The sequence below is a fragment of the Mesorhizobium sp. M0189 genome (assembly GCF_040322135.1).
Classification (GTDB): domain Bacteria; phylum Pseudomonadota; class Alphaproteobacteria; order Rhizobiales; family Rhizobiaceae; genus Mesorhizobium.
Genome location: NZ_JAMYSW010000010.1, coordinates 37,840 through 55,699, shown reverse-complemented (window position 1 = coordinate 55,699; position 17,860 = coordinate 37,840). Strand labels below are relative to the sequence as shown.

The 17,860-nt window shown below is 61.3% G+C and carries 14 protein-coding genes; 4 read left to right on the top strand and 10 right to left on the bottom strand.

The annotated features are described in order from the left end of the window. Window positions 1–2 precede the first annotated feature (2 nt). The 4 genes from NKJ09_RS18975 to NKJ09_RS18960 all read right to left on the bottom strand — a co-directional run bounded on the left by NKJ09_RS18975 (window position 3) and on the right by NKJ09_RS18960 (window position 4,281). Window positions 3–1,142, bottom strand: coding sequence for an ABC transporter ATP-binding protein (locus tag NKJ09_RS18975; RefSeq protein WP_023720669.1), 1,140 nt, complete (start codon window positions 1,140–1,142; stop codon window positions 3–5). Between the two features lie 61 nt (window positions 1,143–1,203). Next, a complete protein-coding gene (locus NKJ09_RS18970) occupies window positions 1,204–2,055 on the bottom strand; it encodes a carbohydrate ABC transporter permease (protein WP_023720670.1) in 852 nt (283 codons plus the stop codon). Then, window positions 2,055–2,939: a carbohydrate ABC transporter permease gene (locus NKJ09_RS18965; protein WP_023720671.1), complete on the bottom strand. Its 885-nt coding sequence runs from the start codon at window positions 2,937–2,939 to the stop codon at window positions 2,055–2,057. The genes NKJ09_RS18970 and NKJ09_RS18965 overlap by 1 nt, the downstream gene beginning before the upstream one ends. 70 nt (window positions 2,940–3,009) lie before the next feature. Beyond that, window positions 3,010–4,281, bottom strand: coding sequence for an ABC transporter substrate-binding protein (locus tag NKJ09_RS18960; protein ID WP_023720672.1), 1,272 nt, complete (start codon window positions 4,279–4,281; stop codon window positions 3,010–3,012). A gap of 259 nt (window positions 4,282–4,540) precedes the next feature. On the opposite strand from NKJ09_RS18960, the gene NKJ09_RS18955 reads away from it, so the two are divergent. Continuing rightward, window positions 4,541–5,743 carry an ROK family transcriptional regulator gene (locus NKJ09_RS18955; protein ID WP_023720673.1) on the top strand — a complete coding sequence of 401 codons (1,203 nt, stop codon included), beginning with the start codon at window positions 4,541–4,543 and terminating at the stop codon, window positions 5,741–5,743. Window positions 5,744–5,769: 26 nt separating this feature from the next. Here NKJ09_RS18955 and NKJ09_RS18950 read toward each other — a convergent pair whose 3' ends face one another. From NKJ09_RS18950 to NKJ09_RS18925, 6 genes are all read right to left on the bottom strand, one after another. After that, entirely contained in the window at window positions 5,770–7,140 is a 1,371-nt protein-coding gene (locus tag NKJ09_RS18950) for an alpha-glucosidase/alpha-galactosidase (protein ID WP_031194483.1), read from the bottom strand. Window positions 7,141–7,160: 20 nt separating this feature from the next. Then, a complete protein-coding gene (locus NKJ09_RS18945) occupies window positions 7,161–8,828 on the bottom strand; it encodes an ABC transporter ATP-binding protein (protein WP_031194484.1) in 1,668 nt (555 codons plus the stop codon). A 9-nt stretch (window positions 8,829–8,837) separates the two neighbouring features. Beyond that, entirely contained in the window at window positions 8,838–9,971 is a 1,134-nt protein-coding gene (locus tag NKJ09_RS18940) for an ABC transporter permease (protein WP_031194485.1), read from the bottom strand. Window position 9,972: 1 nt separating this feature from the next. Further along, window positions 9,973–10,980 (bottom strand): ABC transporter permease, encoded by a 1,008-nt coding sequence (locus NKJ09_RS18935; protein WP_031194486.1) that lies wholly within the window; start codon window positions 10,978–10,980, stop codon window positions 9,973–9,975. A 104-nt stretch (window positions 10,981–11,084) separates the two neighbouring features. Next, a complete protein-coding gene (locus tag NKJ09_RS18930) occupies window positions 11,085–13,169 on the bottom strand; it encodes an ABC transporter substrate-binding protein (protein WP_023720678.1) in 2,085 nt (694 codons plus the stop codon). Window positions 13,170–13,290: 121 nt separating this feature from the next. Further along, a complete protein-coding gene (locus NKJ09_RS18925) occupies window positions 13,291–14,757 on the bottom strand; it encodes an alpha-glucosidase/alpha-galactosidase (protein WP_352494473.1) in 1,467 nt (488 codons plus the stop codon). A gap of 277 nt (window positions 14,758–15,034) precedes the next feature. Here NKJ09_RS18925 and NKJ09_RS18920 point away from each other — a divergent pair, with 277 nt between their 5' ends. The 3 genes from NKJ09_RS18920 (at window position 15,035) to NKJ09_RS18910 (ending at window position 17,809) form a co-directional block, all read left to right on the top strand. Further along, a complete protein-coding gene (locus NKJ09_RS18920) occupies window positions 15,035–15,832 on the top strand; it encodes a helix-turn-helix domain-containing protein (RefSeq protein WP_084642854.1) in 798 nt (265 codons plus the stop codon). Between the two features lie 499 nt (window positions 15,833–16,331). Then, the gene (locus NKJ09_RS18915) at window positions 16,332–16,769 is read left to right on the top strand and encodes a CBS domain-containing protein (protein ID WP_352494474.1); all 438 of its coding nucleotides are present in this window, start codon (window positions 16,332–16,334) and stop codon (window positions 16,767–16,769) included. Between the two features lie 113 nt (window positions 16,770–16,882). After that, on the top strand, window positions 16,883–17,809 hold the full coding sequence (locus tag NKJ09_RS18910; protein ID WP_352494475.1) for an NADP-dependent oxidoreductase: 927 nt from the start codon (window positions 16,883–16,885) through the stop codon (window positions 17,807–17,809). The last annotated feature ends 51 nt before the right edge of the window (window positions 17,810–17,860 follow it).

Here is a 17,860-nt window from a genome sequence, read left to right as displayed (position 1 = left end):
GGTCAGTCGGTGATGGTGGGTTTACGGGCACTGATGGTCCGCTCATCGACAGAGGAAAAGAGATAGACGTCACGCGGCTCGACCTTTAAGCCGACGGTCGCGTCGGCAGAGACAGCGCTCGCATGGCCGATCTGGACGGTGACGTTGCCGCTGCCGCTTTCAGAACTGACGCATTGCAGCGGGCCGGCGTCGGCATAGAGGATGGTCTCGCGGCCGAGATGCTCGACCAGCCGCACCCGTCCTGCAAAACTCGCTGTCCCTTCCGCGGCCAGGCTGATGCTCTCCGGCCGAATCCCCATTGTCACCCTATCGCCGACCTGTACGGATGCCGCTTCCGTCAGTTCGACAGCCAAAGGAGAAAGACCGGCGGTCGACAGCGTGGCGGCGCCGCCGGAGACAGCGGCGACGGTCACTTCGAAAAAATTCATTCGGGGTGCGCCGAGGAAGCCCGCGACGAAGAGATTGGCCGGATTGCGGTAGAGTTCGAGCGGAGCGCCCACCTGCTCGACCGAGCCGCGATTGAGCACGACGATACGGCTCGCCATTGTCATCGCCTCGGTCTGGTCGTGCGTGACATAGACCATGGTGGCGCCGAGCCTGGCGTGCAGATCGGAAAGCTCGACGCGCATCTGCGTGCGCAGCGCTGCGTCAAGGTTGGATAGCGGTTCGTCGAACAGGAACACGTCGGGCGAGCGGGTTATGGCACGGCCAATCGCCACACGCTGACGCTGGCCGCCGGAAAGCTGTTTCGGCCGCTTGTCGAGCTGGTCGGTAATGCGAAGGATCTTGGCGGCTCGCAGCACGGCGGCATCGATCTCGGCCTTGGGGCGATGCGCCATGCGCAGGCCGAAACCCATGTTCTCGGCGACGGTCATATGCGGGTAAAGCGCATAAGACTGAAAAACCATGGCAATGCCGCGCTCACCCGGCTCGGTGGTGGTGACATCACGGTTGTTGATGAGAATTTCACCGGTCGAAACGGTTTCAAGCCCGGCAATGATCTTCAACAGCGTTGACTTGCCACAACCGGACGGCCCGACGGTGACAATGAACTCGCCCTGTTCGACGCTGAGATCAATGCCGCGCAGTGCATGATAGGTGCCATAATTCTTTTGTATCTGCCGGAGTTCAAGACTGGTCATGGAGCCCTGCTTGCAAAATCGGTTTCGAATCGGATGGGCGACGCCTTGAAGCCATGGTCGTTCATCCCTTGACCGCTCCCATTGTGAGGCCGGTGATGAAGTGCTTCTGCATAAGGAAGAACATGGCGACTGGTGGCAAAGCCACGACGATGGTTCCAGCCGAGATCAAGTTCCAGGCCGAGATCCATTCGCCGCGCAGATTGGCAAGGCCGGCGGTGACCGGTTTTACGGTATCGCTGATGGTGAGCACGACCGCCCAGAAATAATCGTTCCAGATGAAGGTGAAGAGCAGGATGGCAAGCGCCGCGAGAGCCGGCCGTACCAGTGGGACGACGACGTGTACCAATGTCTGAAACGGTGTCGCGCCCTCGGCCCTGGCTGCCTGAAACAGCTCTCCCGGCAAGGCGGCGATGAAGTTGCGCATGAACAGTGTTGCAAACCCGGTCTGGAAGGCGATGTGGAAGATGATCAGGGCCGACATCGTGTCGTAGAGGTTGAGCCGCACCATGAGATCGCGGACCGGGATCATCATGATCTGGTGCGGCAGGAAGTTTCCGCCGACGAACAGGGCGAAGACGAGCATGTTGCCGCGAAATCGGTAACGGGCGAGCACGAACCCGGCGAGCGTGCTCAAGATGAGAACGCCGATCACCGAGGGGATGGTGATCGTCAGGCTGTTGAGGAAGTAGCGGGCCATCGGCGTCTGGGTGAAGACTGCCGTGTAGTTGTCGACCAGGCCGAATTGGGTCGGCCAGCCCCACAGATTGCCGCCCATGACATCCTGCGTAGAGCGGAACGAGGTAAGAATGATGGCAAAGAGCGGCGCCAGCCAGACAATCAGGATGCCGACCACCAGCACGACATAGAGGCGACGCTGCCAAATAGCAGTTTCGGGAATCGGGCGGGGAAACATCAGCCGCCCCTTTCATCGGCGCGGATCATCCGCGTCAGGTACCAGGCGATGAAGACCGCCATGATCACGAACAGCACCGAGGCAATGGCCGCGCCATAGCCGAAGCGGTAGGAAAAGATGGACTGCTCGAACATCTGATAGGCAAGCACCTCGGACGAACCGAAGGGGCCGCCGCTGGTCATCACCGAGACCATGTCGAAGGAACGCAGTGCGCCGACGACGGTGACAGCGATGGCGATAAAGGTGACCTGTGTCAGCTGCGGCAACACGATGTGGCGCAGCATGTTCCAGCCCCTGGCGCCGTCGACCCGCCCGGCGCCGATCAGGTCCTCGCTGAGATTGTTGAGGCCGGCGAGATAGAGCACCATGCAGAAGGCGATCTGCGGCCACAACGCTGCGATCACGACGGCGAAGGTGACGAAGTTTTCATCCGACAGCACTGCCGGGGCGGTCGCGCCGAAGGTGCGGAAGATCAGGGCGAGAAGTCCGAATTCCGGCGTATAGACCCAGGTGAAGACAACGCCGACGGCAACCGAAGCCAGCACCAGCGGAATGAAGAACAGCGACTTGAGCAGGCGCATGCCGCGGATTTTCTGGCTGACGAGCAGCGCGATGGCGAGGCCGAGCGGCGGCGCCAGCATGAACATCACCAGCCAGATCAGATTGTTCTTCAGCGAAACATAGAACTGCGGGTCGGCGAACAATTCGCGGTAGTTGCCAAGGCCGATCCAGACCATCGGGCTGAAGCCGTCCCATTCGTGCAGGCTGATCCATAGGCTCTCGACCGCAGAGGCCAGAATGACGACGGAAAACAGCACAGCAGCGGGCAGGATCAGAAGTGTCGGTGTCAGCCACCAGCGATGGCGGCGCCAAAGCTTCGTCATTTTGGGAGACCTCATTCACCGGAACGCATCGGGGAGCGGGCAAGACCCCGCTCCCCTCGGCTGGGAGGCGCTAGATCTTGAAGATCCGGCGACGGGTTCCCTCGAGTCGCTGAAGAATGGCATCCCGGCGCTCCGGCTTGGCCATGAATTCCTGGAAACCGACCAGACCCGCCTGGGCCATGTCGGGATCGGTGTCGCGGTCGTAATATTGCGACGTGCCGGCCACCGTCTTGAGGCTTTCCACAGCCGCGTTGACCAGCGGGTCCTTGCTGGCTGGAAGGTCGTTGCGCGGCGGAACGTTGCCGCCAGGTTCCAGATAGGGGCCGAAATTTTCCGGCTGGTAAAAGAAGGCGAGGAACTCGCGGGCACCCGCCTTGTTCTTGGCGTTGGCCGGGATGTGGACCGAATTGACCGAGAATTCTTCGTAGCGGTCGAGGGCGGCGTCAATCTTCGGGAAAGGCGCGAATGTCAGCTGCTCGAGATCCTGCTCAGGGAAAGTAGCCTTCACGAAGGCACCGAGGTTCATCATGCCGGCCTTCTTCTGGGCGAGGAAGGCGCCGGCCTCCTGCCAGCCGAACGAGGTTTGATCCGGCGTGAAGAAACCCTGCCTGATCAGCTCCTCCCAGTGGTCGAAAACAGGCTTCAGCGCCGGGTCGGTATAGGCCATCTTGCCGTTCATCAAGGCGAAGTGCTTGTCGAGACCATTGATGCGCAGGTTCATCTGATCGAACCATCCGGCCGCCGGCCAGAGTTCCTTGGTGCCGATGCTGACGGGGATTAGGCCGGCGGCCTTGGATTTCTGGCCGTAAGCGAGGAATTCGTCCCAGGTCGCCGGTACCGTAAGTCCGTGCTCGGCAAAGACGTCCTTGCGATAGAACATGCCCCACATCGTGCCGCCGGTCGGCAGTCCATACTGCTTGCCGTCGACCGTGACGGCACCGGTCGTAGCACCCAGCACGTCCTTGTATTTTTCCTTCTCGAACAGATCCGAAATGTCGTCGAACAGGCCCCGGTTGACGAAGGCACGCATGCGGTTTCCGGAGAACCAGAAGCAGACATCCGGCGCGCCGGCCACAAGGTAGTTGCGGATCGCGGTCTTGTGGGCCTCGTGATCCATGTTGTTGATCACAACTTTGGTGCCTGACTGCTTCTCGAAATCGGCCGCGATGCGCCGCAAAATCTGCAGGGCATCGGCATTGTTTTCATCTGAAATGATGGTGACTTCGCTCGACTGGCTGAGTGCCGGCATTGGAAAGCCCGTGAGCACCGCGGCGGAAACGCCACCGGCTCCCTTAAGGAAATTGCGCCGCGTCGACGGCTTTTCGATCCACTTGAACGTCATTGTCACTCCTCCCTTGTTGTTAATTCTGCCCGGCATCGCGGCCGACGCGGTCGTCCCCCTCACCCGGCGCTGTGCGAACCCGACAACGCATCTCCCGGGCAAGACAACATGCTTGCCCGCTCCTTCAGAGCGCGGTGGCTGCCGGTATGAACCGGATTATTTTCGTTAACCCCGGTTCGGGTGTTGAACAGTTGGGCAAACTTACGCATATGTTTGATCGAGAGGCAATAATTAATTTACAAAATTAAGGAATAAATCCGTGAAGCTCAAGGGTGACCCGAGCACGACCCGGGCGATGAACCGGAGACTGATCCTCAATCTCTTGCGGCAGGAGGGTCCGCGCAGCCGGGCCGACATAGCGTCCGTTACCGGCCTCAGTCCGGCGGCCGTCACCTTCGTCGTGGCGGACCTCATCGAGGATGGCCTGCTGATCGAGGGCAAGACAGTCGTGGGCTCGGCCGGGCGCCGCCCTATCCCGGTGGATATCAACTACGCAAACGGCCTCGCCATAGGTTTCAAGCTGATGGTCGGGTCGGTCGAATGCGTGGTCACCGATCTTGCGACCAATCCGCTGGGTTCCATGCGCGTCAAGCTCTCGGACAGCGATCCCGACCGTATTACAAAGGCGTTGGCCAAGGCGGTGCCGGAGCTGATTGCGATTGTCGATCGGCCCGGCGCCAAGCTTGCCGGGATCGGCGTTTCAATGCCTGGCGTTATAGACAACCAGAAGGCCGTGTGTATCCGCAGCAATCGCTATAACTGGGACAACGTTCCCCTTGGCCCGATGCTGGCCGAACGGGTGGACGTCCCCGTGTGGCTTGAGGACGACACCAATGCCTACGCCATTGCCCAGCAACTCTTCGGCCTCGGACGCCAGCACCGCAATATGGCGGTGCTGGCGATCGGCGTCGGGATCGGCTGTGCGCTCGTCTTCGAAGGCAAACTCTATCGCGGTGCGAACGGTGCTGCCGGCAAATTCGGTCACACCTCCTATGAGGAGAACGGCCGCCTTTGCGAGTGCGGAAAACGCGGCTGCCTGATGGCCTATTACGCCGAGCCGGCGATCCTGCGCACATGGCGCGAAGCCACCGGGCACGACGAAGCGGATTGCAAAGCGACCCTTATGGAAGCCTTGGCAGACCGCGAACCGCGAGCCGTCGCCATTCTCGAAGAAGCCGGACGTGGCATCGGCCGGCATCTCGCCAATCTTGTCAACATCACCGACCCGGAGGTCATTGTTGTCGGCGGTGAAGCGGTATCGTTTGGCGACGCGCTGTTTGGCCCGATGCGGGTGATGCTCGGGCAAAACACCTTTCGACAAGCACCGCCAATGCTGCTGGACTGGGAGGACAATTCCTGGGCAAGAGGGGCGGCTGCACTGGTGACGCAGAAGCTCTTCGATTTCGAGACATCGGCCGGCAACGCCGCGCCGCTTTCAAAGCGGGCTTTATGGTCGGCATAGGCGAGTGAAATAGACAGCCCTGCGCCTCAGGCCGCCCGAACGCTGCGCGCTCCGCGCGTCCAGGCCGGCAGCCAATCGCCATGCGCAACCAGCAAATCATCGACCAGCGACCATATCTGGTCGAGGTCGAGCTCAGCCGCCGTGTGCGGGTCCATCATCGCCGCGTGATAGATGTGCTCGCGGTTCTCGGTCATCAGCGCCTGGACCGTCAGCTCCTGGACGTTGATATTGGTGCGGATTAGCGCAGTAAGCTGCACCGGCAGGTCGCCGATGAAGGTGGGTTGAATGCCGGAGGCGTCGACGAGGCACGGCACCTCGGCCGCGCAATTATATGGCAATGACGTGATGCAGCCATTGTTGCGGACATTGCCGTAGATCACCGACGGCTCGCCGGTCCAGACCGAATTCATGATCGAGGACGCATATTCCTTCGACTGCTCCACTTCGATCTTGTCAGCCGAGCGATAGGCTTCCGCTTGCCCCTTCCAGCGTTCGATCTGCTCGATGCAGCGCTTCGGATACTCGTCGAGCGGGATACCGAATTTCTCGATCAGATCTTCGCGCCCGTCCTTGATGAAATAGGGCGTGTATTCCGCGAAATGTTCGGAGCTTTCAGTGACGAAGTAACCGAGGCGCTTCAGCATCTCGTAGCGCACCTTGTTCGGGCAGCGCGGGTTCCACCCCGGCTTCGGCGCCCGCCCTTCGCTATAGGCGCGCAGCAGATCCGGATAGAGGTTGCGATAGGTGCCGTCCGGCTGGCGATGCTCGAACTTCAGGTAGAAGGCCATGTGATTGATGCCGGCCGAGCGATAGCGAATCTCCTCGTAGGGAATGTCGAGATCATGCGCCAGCTCCATTGCCGTGCCTTGCACCGAATGGCAGAGGCCGACCTGCTTGATGTCGGGGTATTTCTCCGCGATCGCCCAGGTGTTGATCGCCATCGGGTTGACATATTGCAGCATGATAGCCTGCGGGCAGACCGCGAGCATGTCTTCGCAGATCTTCCACAGATGCGGCACGGTTCTCAAGCCTCGCATGATGCCGCCGACGCCGAGCGTATCGGCGATGGTCTGGCGCAGCCCGTATTTCTTCGGAACTTCGAAGTCGGTGACCGTGCAGGGCTCGTAGCCGCCGATCTGGAAGGCGACGACGACGAAATCGGCGCCCGCCAGCGCCTTGCGCTGGTCCGAATAGGTTTCGGCTTTGGCCTTTACGCCAAGCGTCGAGATCAACTTGCCAACGACGATTGCACTTTCTTCAAGTCTTTGCGGATTGATGTCCATCAGTGCGATCGTCGCGCCGGATAAAGCCGGACGCTGCAATATGTCACCAACGATGTTCCTCATGAACACCGTCGAGCCAGCTCCGATGAAAGCGACCTTGGGATTTCTTGCCACAATAACCTCCGGCATAACAATCAGGCTACCTCGAAAGCGGCTTTGACCAGCCGTTCGGTATAAGCGGTTTTGGGATGGGACAGGACTTCGTCGACAGGCCCCTCTTCGACGATCCGGCCGTGCTGCATGACGATGACGCGATGGCACAGCGCCCGCACGACTTTGAGATCGTGCGAGATGAAGATGTAGCTCAGGCCCCGTTCGCGCTGCAGCTTGCGCAGCAGTTCGATGATCTGCGCCTGGACCGAGAGATCCAGCGCCGATGTCGGCTCGTCGAGTACGATGAATTCCGGTTCGAGCGCGACGGCGCGGGCAATCGCAATACGCTGGCGCTGGCCGCCGGAAAACTCGTGCGGGAAGCGCGACAGGATATCGCCCGGCATGCCGGCGCTGATCAGTGCCTCGCGCACCCGCTCGATCCGATCGTTCCTCGTGGCGCCGATGCGGTTGACGACAAGCCCTTCCTCGATGATCTGGCCGATCGTCATGCGCGGGTTGAGCGACGAGAACGGGTCCTGGAAGACGACCTGCATGCGCGACCGCAGCGGCCGCATCTGCGCCCGCGAACAGCCATGGATCGGCTGGCCATCGAAATAGATCTCGCCGCTGTCCGTGGTGTTGAGCCTGAGCAACGCCTCGCCGAACGTGGTCTTGCCCGATCCGGATTCGCCGACGAGGCCCAGCGTCTCGTGCCGCCGGAGGGTCAGGCTGAGGCTGTCGACGGCGACAAGTTCGCGCAGATCCGGCTTCATGAACGTGCCGTGCCGCAGCATGAAGGAGACGCGCACACCCTTGGCCTCAAGAATGACGTCGGCGCCTTCCGGCAACGGATTTGCCTGGCCGCGCGGCTCGGAGGCAAGCAGGTGGCCTGTGTAGGGATGCTGCGGATTGGCGAACAGCTTCTCCGTCACATTGTGCTCGCGCATCTCCCCATGCTGCATGACGTAGACATAGTCGGAGAACTGCCGCACCACGGTCAGGTCGTGCGTGATCAGGATCACCGCCATGCGCAGTTTCTTCTGCAGGTTGCGGATGAGATTGAGGATTTGCGCCTGAACCGTCACGTCGAGCGCCGTCGTCGGCTCATCGGCGATCAGCACGTCCGGATCGTTGGCCAGCGCCATGGCGATCATCACACGCTGGCGCTGACCGCCGGAAAGCTGGTGCGGATACTGCTTCAGCCGCGCCTGGGGCTCAGGAATTTGCACCTGCTGCAGCAGCTCGAGCGCCCTTGCCTCGGCCTGCCTGCGGCTCATCTTGCGATGCACCCGTATCGCCTCGACGATCTGGCTGCCGATCGTGTAGATCGGGTTGAGCGAACTCATCGGCTCCTGGAAGATCATCGAGATGCGGTCGCCGCGCAGTTTGCGCCGGGCACGCTCGGAAAATTTCAGGATGTTCGCCCCATTGTATTCGACGGTCGATTTCGGCGACACGACCGCACGCTTCGACAACAGTCCCATGACGGTGCGCGCCGTCACCGACTTGCCCGATCCGGACTCGCCGACAATGGCGATCGTCTCGCCGCGATAGAGCTGGAAGGAGATGTCCTTGACCGCTTCCACCATGCCGTGCTCGACCTTGAAATCGACGGCGATGTTGCGGGCATCGATGACCGGGTTTTCCGAACGTCCATCATGGTCGAGCCGGACAGGCGGTGCGAAAGATTTGACGAGCGCGTGTTGCATCATGTCACGTCAATAAGGATCGACTGCATCGCGCAGTCCGTCGCCAAGCGCGTTGAACGCGAAGACGGTGACAAGCACGAAGCCGACCGGCGAGAGGATCCAGGGATAGGTGCCAATGACCGAATAGGTGGCGGTGTCTTGCAGCATCAGCCCCCAGGAGATCAGTGGCGGCTTCACCGCGAAGCCGAGAAAACCGAGGAAGGATTCGAGCAGGACGACACTGGGGATCGCCAATGTGACGGCAACGATCACGTGGCTCATCACGTTTGGGAAAATGTGCTGCATGATGATGCGGCCATCCGTGGCGCCGACCGCCATCGCCGCACGGACGTAGTCGATTCGCGCCAGCGCCAGGGTCTTGCCGCGCACCTCGCGCGACATCTGCGCCCAGCCAAGCGCCGACATGACGACGATCACGAAGGCCAGGAAGACATTTGTCGGCGCCGTCACCGGAACCAGCGACGTTAGCGCCAGATAAAGCGGCAATTGCGGAAATGCGAGCACCAGTTCGACGAAGCGCTGGACCCAGACATCGAATGTGCCGCCGAAATAACCCGACACCATGCCGACCGTCGTGCCGATCACGGTGACGATGAAAACCACGGTCAATGCGATCATCAACGAGATGCGCGAACCGTAAATCGCACGAGCCAGCACATCGCGGCCGAATTTGTCGGTGCCAAGGAAGTGCACCGGCTGGCCGTCGGTCGAGCCGAAGAAGTGCCGGTTCGCGGGAAGCAGGCCGAGCAGTCTGTACTCCGCTCCCTTGACGAAGAAGCCGAGCAGCCGCGGATGGTCGTAGTCCGGCCCGACGACGGGTTGGAAGGTAACCGGGTCGAGGTCTTCCGAATCCGCCAGGGCATAGACGCGTGGCTGGAAGACGAAGTTGCCGTCCTTGTCATGGAAGCTCATCATCTGCGGCGGGGCGAAGCCGACATCGGTCACCTTGGGATCCATCGGTGCGAAGAAGTCGGCAAACACCGCCAGCAGCACCAGAAACGCGACCAGGATGAGCCCGGCCATGCCGGTCCAGGACCGTTTCAGGCGGCGCCAGACGAGTGCGATGTAGCTCTCATTGCCGCGCGGCTTGATCTTGGCCGGCTCCTCGGCAAGTGGCGGCAGCGAGGGCTCGAACACAAGCATCTCAGGACCCTGCATATTGGCGCACACGCGGATCGAGCATGACGAGCAGCATGTCGGCGATGATGTTGCCGACGATCAGCGTCGCCGACAGCACCATCATGAAGGTCGCCGTGACATAGACGTCGCCAACCGCCATCGAACCGACGATCGCCGGGCCGACGGTCGGCAGGGCAAAGATGATCGCAGTCTCGATCTCGCCGGTCAGCATATAGGGCAGCACCACGCCCTGATACATGACCAGCGGATGCAGCGCATTGGGCACCGCATGGCGCATCACGACCGCACCACCGCTGAGACCCTTGGCGCGAGCGGTTTCGACATATTGCGCGTTCAGCGTGTCGAGCAAATTGCCGCGCATCACCCGCATGTTGTAGGCGAGCCCGCCAAAGGTGGCGATGGCGACAACCGGCCAGACATGCCGGACGAGATCGACGAACTTCGCCCAGGACCACGGGGCCCCGCCAAATTGCGGCGAAAAGAAGCTGCCGATCTCGGACACATTGAACTGGAAGACCAGCAGGTAGACGATGATCAGGGCCATCAGGAAGCGCGGCACCGTCATGCCGAGGAAGGAAATCGCTGACAGCGTACTGTCGATCCAGCTGTACTGTCTGGTCGCCGCCCAGATGCCAAAGCCGATGCCCAGCACCGAAGCCAAGAGATGGCAGACAAGCGCAAGCAGCAGCGTGCGCGGCAGCCGCTCGCCCACCACGTCGGCGACGGGCTTGTTGTAATACAGGCTGTAGCCGAAGTCGCCGCGGGTGACGATGCCGGCGATCCAGTTCAGGTATTGGAGCGGAACCGGCTTATCGAGGCCATGCTCCACGCTATAAGCCTTCGCCTGCGCATCGGCCTCGGCAAAGGAGGCTCCACCCTGGTTGATGAGCTGCAAGCGGATGTAGTCGGCATAGTTGCCCGGCGGGGCCTGGATGATCGCGAAGGTAACCACGCTCAAAATGGCGAGAACCGGTAATGCGGATGCTATGCGCATAAGCAGAAATCGCAGCATCGGCCGTTTCTCTCCTCGCTCGGTTTCAGTTATCCCCTTGCCGCTGGCTTTGTCCCGGCCGCGCCAGCAGCGCGGCCGGGAATTTTCAAGTCAGGGGAGGAAACTCAGTTCGTCGGACCCTTGTCGCCGGGCTTTCCGGGAAGCTGTTCGGGGAACAGTTCATATTTCTGCTGCTTGTCGACAGCGACCCAGACCCTTTCACGAATGATCGAATCTTCGGCCCAGTTGAACATGAAGATCGGCGTTCCCTGCGGGATATTGGAGAAGCGGTTGTTGATGATCAGCGCGCCGGGATATTCGGTCAGCCCGACGGTATAGACGTGTTGCGTCGAGATCTTCTGGAACTGCTTCATCAGGCTGGCGCGCTCGTCGTTGTCCTGCGCCGAGACGAACTTGTTGACGATGTCGACGAGGTCCTTCTCGAACGGCATCAGATCGACCTGGCCGTTTTCCGGAGCGCGATGGTTCCAGCTTGTGCGTGGGCCGATCGGCGCCAGTTGCTCGGTGTTCTGTACGACCGAGGTGAGCTCCTCATCATTGCGCCTGACCATCCAATCGAAACGGCCAGAATACATGGACGCGTCGCGCTGGACGCCGTTCAACCCGTTCAGGACAACGCGAAGACCTAGCCTCTCCATCTGGCCGACGACGCCCTCCGCGAGGCTCTTGTCGGTGGTGTAGTCATTGTTGACGAGCATCACGATCTCGACATTCTTTCCGCCGGCGGTGCCGGCAGGAAAATTGACGAAGCCGTCGCCGTCGCTGTCCTTCAGGCCTGCCTTGGCGAGTTCCGCCTTGGCGCCTTCGAGATCGAAGGGGTAGTAGACCGTCGACTTCCGGTCGTAGAAGCTCGTACCCGAGGAGAAGCCGCCCGGATAGATGGCGGTGAACGGACCCTTGACCAGCGAGTCGCCGAGCGCCTTGCGGTCGAGCGCCATGGTAACGCCCTTGCGGAAATCCTCGTTGCGGTTCAGCTCGCGAACCGCCTGCCCACGCTCGTCGGGATTGCCCCAGCCGTTGGCGGAGAAGTTCATCCGCAGATTATAGCCGATCAGCCGCGGACCGAAGGCAAGCCGGGCCGGCGCGTCCTTTTGCGCCGCCCGCTTCAGCGAGGCGACGAAATTCTCCGGCTGCTCCAGATTGGAGATGTCGGCCGCCCCCGACACCGCCTGAACGTCGCGGTCGGCCCAGGTCGATAATTTGTAGTGCAGTTCATTGAGATACGGCAGTTGGTTGCCCTTCTCGTCGACCTTCCAATAGTACGGATTACGGCGCATGACGATGATGTCGTCGGGGCGGTATGCCACCGGCACCCAGGCACCCATCACGGGCATGTTCATATATTCCGGCGGGAACGCGTTCTTGAACTGCTCGTAAGTGTTCTTCGAGTATTTCGGATGCTGCGGCTTGAGGATGTGCGACGGTCCGGGGCAGAACTTGCCGTAAGCCATGGCGTAGAGGTGTTGCTTCGGAAAGGCGTCCTTGAAGGTCCACTCGACGGTGTAGTCGTCGATTTTCTTCAGCGTCGTGCCGACGCCGAAGGTCTCCTGCGTGGCGCCGTTCAGCGGCGAGACATTGGGGTCGATCACCTCGTCGTCCCAGTAGAACATCACATCGTCGGCGTTGAACGGAACGCCGTCCGACCATTTCGCGCCCTCGACCAGATGCATCGTCAGCGTGTGGCCGTCCTTCGACCAGTCCCAGCCCCTGGCGAGGTTCGGCAGCGGCTCGGTGTCCTTGGCTTCGACCTGGAAAAGCGGGGCCGTTCGCGTAAGGCATTCGGAGAGGCCGATGTCGATGCCGCCCCAGCCTTGCGTCTGCCCCGCGCCGTAGTTCCAGCCCTCCGGCCGGCCGCCGATGACATGGCGCATCGTGTCACCGTAGACGCCGACGCCGTCCGGCATGTTGCCGGTCTTGAAGACCAGCGGCTCCTTCGGGAGCCGGTCCTTGACCGGCGGCAGCTTGCCTGGCTTGACGTATTTGTCGGTGACCCAATCGGGTTCGTGGTATTCTGGAAGTGCCTTGAACTCCAGGATGGAGTCGCGCGCGACATATTTGATCTTTCCCTCGGCGGGAAATTGCGCGGGCACCGGCGGCACGGTCGGCTCGGATGCATATGCGCTCAGCGCCGAGGCCGAGACGCCAAGCGCCAGCCCTGCGAGAATGCCAATGTTTCGAAAATTCCTCATCGTCTCTCCTCCCTGTTGTTCAGGAGCGCGTTGACGCCGCTCCATTTCTCCTCGAACCTATGCAGACGGTGCGGCGCCGAAAATCCCTCCGAAACTTTACCGCAATCCGTCCCGATGAAATTCAGACGGCCTGCTTGAGAGCCGTTTTTTCCGCACGCAATTCCTCGATCGAACGGACGTCGCGCCGTGCCGCACCGGCCCATTCTCGGGTCTTGACCCTGGATTTCGAAAGCCGTTCCTTCGCGGCCGGCACCGCATCGGCATATTGCGGCAGCCAGCGGGCCTGGGCGACGACCATCTCGTCCACCATTTGCCAAACCTCTTCCGGGGTCGAAACCGCGCCGACCAGTGGGTCGTGCAGGACCGCGAGCTTCAGCAGGTCGATATCGCCGGAGATTGCCGCATGAACCGACATGCGCTGGACGTTGATCGAGGAAATGCAAGTGGCGGCGCAGCCCTCCGGCAGCGTGATGCCGGCCACCATGTTGATACCGAAGCGATCGACGAAGCCGGGCGACTCGACGATCGCATCCTGCGGCAGGTTGGCGATGATGCCATTGTTCTTGACGTTGAAATGACCGCGATAAACGCGGTTCGTCTCCAGCGCCTCGAGAATATGGCTGGCATGCTCGTTGGAGCGCTTGGCAGGATCGATCGGCCTCGCGGCGGATTCCAGAAATTGCGGGAATTCGGTTTCGAACCAGTTGCGCGTTTCGGTCGAATAACGAAGGTAGCCGCCGGTCTCGCCGTGGATCCAGTCGGACATGTCGATCCAGCGGGTGATTTCGTCCGGCCGCTTGCGGTACCAGGGCAGGTATTCGGAAAGATGGCCGTTGCTTTCGGTCGAATAGACGCCGAACCGCTTCAGGACGTCGATGCGCAGCTTTTCCTGTTGCGAATAGACCGGATGCGCCTCGAAGGCGGCAACCAGCTCGTCCTTACCGATCTTGCGGCCGTTGAGACGCAGGTCGATGAACCAGGTCTGGTGATTGATGCCGGAGCAGATGTAATCGAGTTCGGTGCGCGACTTGGCGCCGAGCACTTCGGCGATCTGGTCGGCGCCGTGCTGGACGCCGTGGCAGAGGCCGACGGTATCGACCTTGCCATATTCGATCGCCGCCCAGGTGTTCATGGCCATCGGGTTGGCGTAGTTCAGGAATTTCGCCCCAGGCTCGGCGACTTCGAGGATATCCTTGCAGAAATCGAGGATCACCGGAATGTTGCGCTGGCCGTAGAGGATGCCGCCGGCGCAAATCGTGTCGCCGACGCATTGGTCGATGCCATACTTCAGCGGAATGCGGATGTCGTCGGCATAGGCTTCGAGACCGCCGACGCGAACGCAGCTGATGACGTAGCGGGCACCCTCGAGGGCAGCACGGCGGTCGGTCGTTGCTGTAACCTTGGTCGGCAGCCTGTTGAATTCGACGACCCTGTCGAGGATCGACTTGATCATCTGGAGATTGCGCTCGCTGAGATCGGTCAGCGCGAATTCGACATCCCTGAATTCAGGAACGCACAAAATGTCGGTGAAGAGCTTCTTGGTGAAGCCGACGCTTCCCGCACCGATGATAGCGATCTTGAAACTCATCAGTCTCACCTCGACCTGATCGAATGTTAGGGCAAAGGCGGCGAAAACAGGCCTGGCCCGCCTGCCATGGCGTGCAGGCTGGACTCCGGCGCTTCCTCCCGTCCGCTCTTTGACCGCGGTTTCTTTTGCTTTCCTCGAGGGATTATGCGCCTAATTCAGCACGCGACCAGAGAAGGATTATGCTTTTAGGGGTAATTTTGTGCTGCGGAACTTGATCGACGCCGGGCCGGCGGGCAGGACGGTATCGCTGCCGCGCGGCCGCCAGCGCCTGCACACCATGCCGACAAGCACGGGCTATGAAGTGCGCGAGAACGAGGTCTACGACTGGGATGGGCGCAGGCGCGGCCAGACGCCGTTTACCGTGCTCCAGCACACGATCAGCGGCATCGGCCGATTGCGCTACGAGAACCGGAACTACCGTCTGCAAAGGGGCGATACGTTGCTGGTTCTCGTGCCGCACAACCACCGTTACTGGCTGGCCAGGGGCGAACGCTGGGAATTCTTCTGGATATCGATGAACGGCGAGGAGGCACTGCGCATTCACAAGTCGATCCTTGCCGCCGTCGGTCCGGTGCTTCGGCTGAAGCCCTCGACGATCGATCATCTCGCGGATTGCAGCGTACGCCTGATCACAGGCGCGGTCTCGCCCGGAGCCGCCTCGGCTGTCGCCTATGAAGCCGCCATGGCGCTCTACGACGATGTCTTCGGCTCGCATGCCGTCACCGACGACAAGAGCGCCATGCAACCGGTCATCGATCACATCAAGGCCAATCTCGACAGGCCGCTCCGCGTTGCCGATCTCGCCGAGATCAGCGGCCTGAGCCGCGCGCATTTCTCGCGCTGCTTCGCCGAGAGTGAAGGTCTTCCGCCCGCCGAATTCGTGCTGCAGCAGCGACTGCAGCGCGCGGCGAAGTTGCTGACGAAGGCCGATTTCCTGCCGGTCAAGGAAGTCGCCATCATGTGCGGCTTCGAGGATGCCAATTATTTTTCGAAGGTCTTCCGCCGCCTCTACGGCATCAACCCGACGCAATTCCGCACCAACGGAATGTATGCCAGCCTGGGAACCGCCCGATAGGTTCGCACCGCGCTTGGCCTCGGAATCGGGAACGCTTTTGCTTCCCCTTGGTTTAGGACAAGAGAGCCTGATCGCCGCTGCGACAACCCACTCTGAGCGGAGATCAGGCCACAGATGTCAGGGGAGTGATCGATGGACAATCCCGATCCGAACAACCCGAATCCACTGCCGGACAATCCCAATCCCGAGCCGGCCCGGCCGCCTGCCCCGCCGGAGACTCCGCCGGGAGAACCTCCAGGCGTACCCCCACCCTCGCCGGATCCAATTCCAATGCCGGACCAGGAGCCAATCGGGATTCCTCCTGGCACCCCTTCCGAAATTCCTTCGGAACCGACTTTTCCCGGGCCGACCGCCTGAAGGGCGGTCGGAGTGGAGGATGGCAAGGGTGATTTGGCGGAGCGCTCGAAACGGGTCTTGCCATGGAACGTTTTGCGCTGGCGCTCATTCACCCTTCCATCACGGAATTCGGCGGCAGGGCCTGCAACCAACGGAGGTTAAAATGAAAGTTGGCAACTGCATGACAAAGGACGTCGAGATCGCCAGTCCGCAGCAAACCCTACGTGATGCGGCAGAAATGATGGGTCGCCTCGACGCCGGCGCGATGCCGGTGGGCGAGAACGACCGGCTCGTCGGCATGATAACCGATCGCGACATCGCAATCCGCGGCGTCGCCCAAGGCAAGACACCTGACGCCAAGGTACGGGAAGTGATGAGCACCGAGGTCAGGTATTGCTTCGACGACGAAGACGCGGAGGATGTTCTGCGCAACATGGCTGATCTGAAAGTGCGCCGGTTGCCGGTGCTTAATCGCGACAAGCGCCTGGTCGGCATCGTTTCGCTGGGCGACCTCGCCACCAACAGCGAGACGGCGAGAGCCGGTGAAGCGCTAAGCGGCATCTCGCAACCCGGCGGCGAGCATTCGCAAACGATACACTGACGGCGCACCGTCGACCGGCCTTGCCACGACCGAACCGCCGGCCGGATAGACGCCAGCCTGCCGGTGAAACTGTTCAGAGGCGAACTGGACCGCAAACCGACGAGGAGCAAGCCATGATTACCATGAAGGCCGTCCGTATCCACGATTTTGGTGGACCGGAGGCTCTTTCGGTGGACGCGGTTCCGTTGCCTCAGCCGCATGACGACGAGGTCACGCTCAAGGTCTACGCGGCAAGCGTCAATCCCGTCGACTACAAGGTTCGCGAGGGCTCTTCGGGCGCGGATCTGCCCGTCACGCTCGGCCGTGACGTATCCGGCGTGGTGGAACTGTGCGGCACGCGGGCCCATACGCTGAAGAAGGGCGATCCGCTATATGCCATGCTCGGCAACGACCGCGGCGGCAACGCCGAATATGTCGTCGTCAAGGCAACGGAGGCGGCGGCGAAGCCGCAACGCTTAAACCACGCCGAAGCCGCCGCCGTGCCGCTTGCGGGCCTTACCGCGTGGCAAGGCCTTTTCGATCACGGCGGCCTCAAATCCGGGCAGCGGGTCCTCATCCATGGTGGCGCCGGCGGCGTCGGTCATCTGGCGGTGCAGTTTGCAAAGGTTGCGGGCGCCTTCGTCGCGACGACCGTTTCCGCGCAGGATTTCAATTTCGTCCGCGCGCTTGGCGCCGACCAGGCGGTCGACTACAAGAACCAGCGCTTCGAGGAGGTTGTCGAGGACGTCAACCTTGTCTTCGACCTAGTAGCAGGTGAAACACAGGACCGCTCGTGGGACGTGCTCAAACCCGGCGGCACGCTCGTCTCAACGCTTTCCGAACCGTCGGCGGAAAAGGCCCGCCAGCATCGGGCTCGCGGCGTCTCCTATCTGACCAAGCCGAACGCAGCACAGCTTGCCGAAATCAGCCGCCTCATCGACGCCGGGAAGGTCAGGCCGTTCGTGCAGGCAATCTATCCTCTCGAGGACGTCGCCAAAGCCGAGGAACGGCTCGAGAAGCAGCATACGCGCGGCAAGATCGTGCTTCAGGTAGCCGCCTAGCGGACGCAGGCCGTTTCTCCTGTTCAGAAGCCCGGCGGCCGAGAGTTTGAC

What these genes read in the sequence shown, in the direction of transcription:
- NKJ09_RS18975 (WP_023720669.1), bottom strand. Translation starts at nt 1,142, where the DNA reads ATGACCAGTCTTGAACTCCGGCAGATACAAAAGAATTATGGCACCTAT.
- NKJ09_RS18970 (WP_023720670.1), bottom strand. Translation starts at nt 2,055, where the DNA reads ATGTTTCCCCGCCCGATTCCCGAAACTGCTATTTGGCAGCGTCGCCTC.
- NKJ09_RS18965 (WP_023720671.1), bottom strand. Translation starts at nt 2,939, where the DNA reads ATGACGAAGCTTTGGCGCCGCCATCGCTGGTGGCTGACACCGACACTT.
- NKJ09_RS18960 (WP_023720672.1), bottom strand. Translation starts at nt 4,281, where the DNA reads ATGACGTTCAAGTGGATCGAAAAGCCGTCGACGCGGCGCAATTTCCTT.
- NKJ09_RS18945 (WP_031194484.1), bottom strand. Translation starts at nt 8,828, where the DNA reads ATGCAACACGCGCTCGTCAAATCTTTCGCACCGCCTGTCCGGCTCGAC.
- NKJ09_RS18940 (WP_031194485.1), bottom strand. Translation starts at nt 9,971, where the DNA reads ATGCTTGTGTTCGAGCCCTCGCTGCCGCCACTTGCCGAGGAGCCGGCC.
- NKJ09_RS18935 (WP_031194486.1), bottom strand. Translation starts at nt 10,980, where the DNA reads ATGCTGCGATTTCTGCTTATGCGCATAGCATCCGCATTACCGGTTCTC.
- NKJ09_RS18930 (WP_023720678.1), bottom strand. Translation starts at nt 13,169, where the DNA reads ATGAGGAATTTTCGAAACATTGGCATTCTCGCAGGGCTGGCGCTTGGC.
- NKJ09_RS18925 (WP_352494473.1), bottom strand. Translation starts at nt 14,757, where the DNA reads ATGAGTTTCAAGATCGCTATCATCGGTGCGGGAAGCGTCGGCTTCACC.
- NKJ09_RS18920 (WP_084642854.1), top strand. Translation starts at nt 15,035, where the DNA reads ATGCCGACAAGCACGGGCTATGAAGTGCGCGAGAACGAGGTCTACGAC.
- NKJ09_RS18915 (WP_352494474.1), top strand. Translation starts at nt 16,332, where the DNA reads ATGAAAGTTGGCAACTGCATGACAAAGGACGTCGAGATCGCCAGTCCG.
- NKJ09_RS18910 (WP_352494475.1), top strand. Translation starts at nt 16,883, where the DNA reads ATGATTACCATGAAGGCCGTCCGTATCCACGATTTTGGTGGACCGGAG.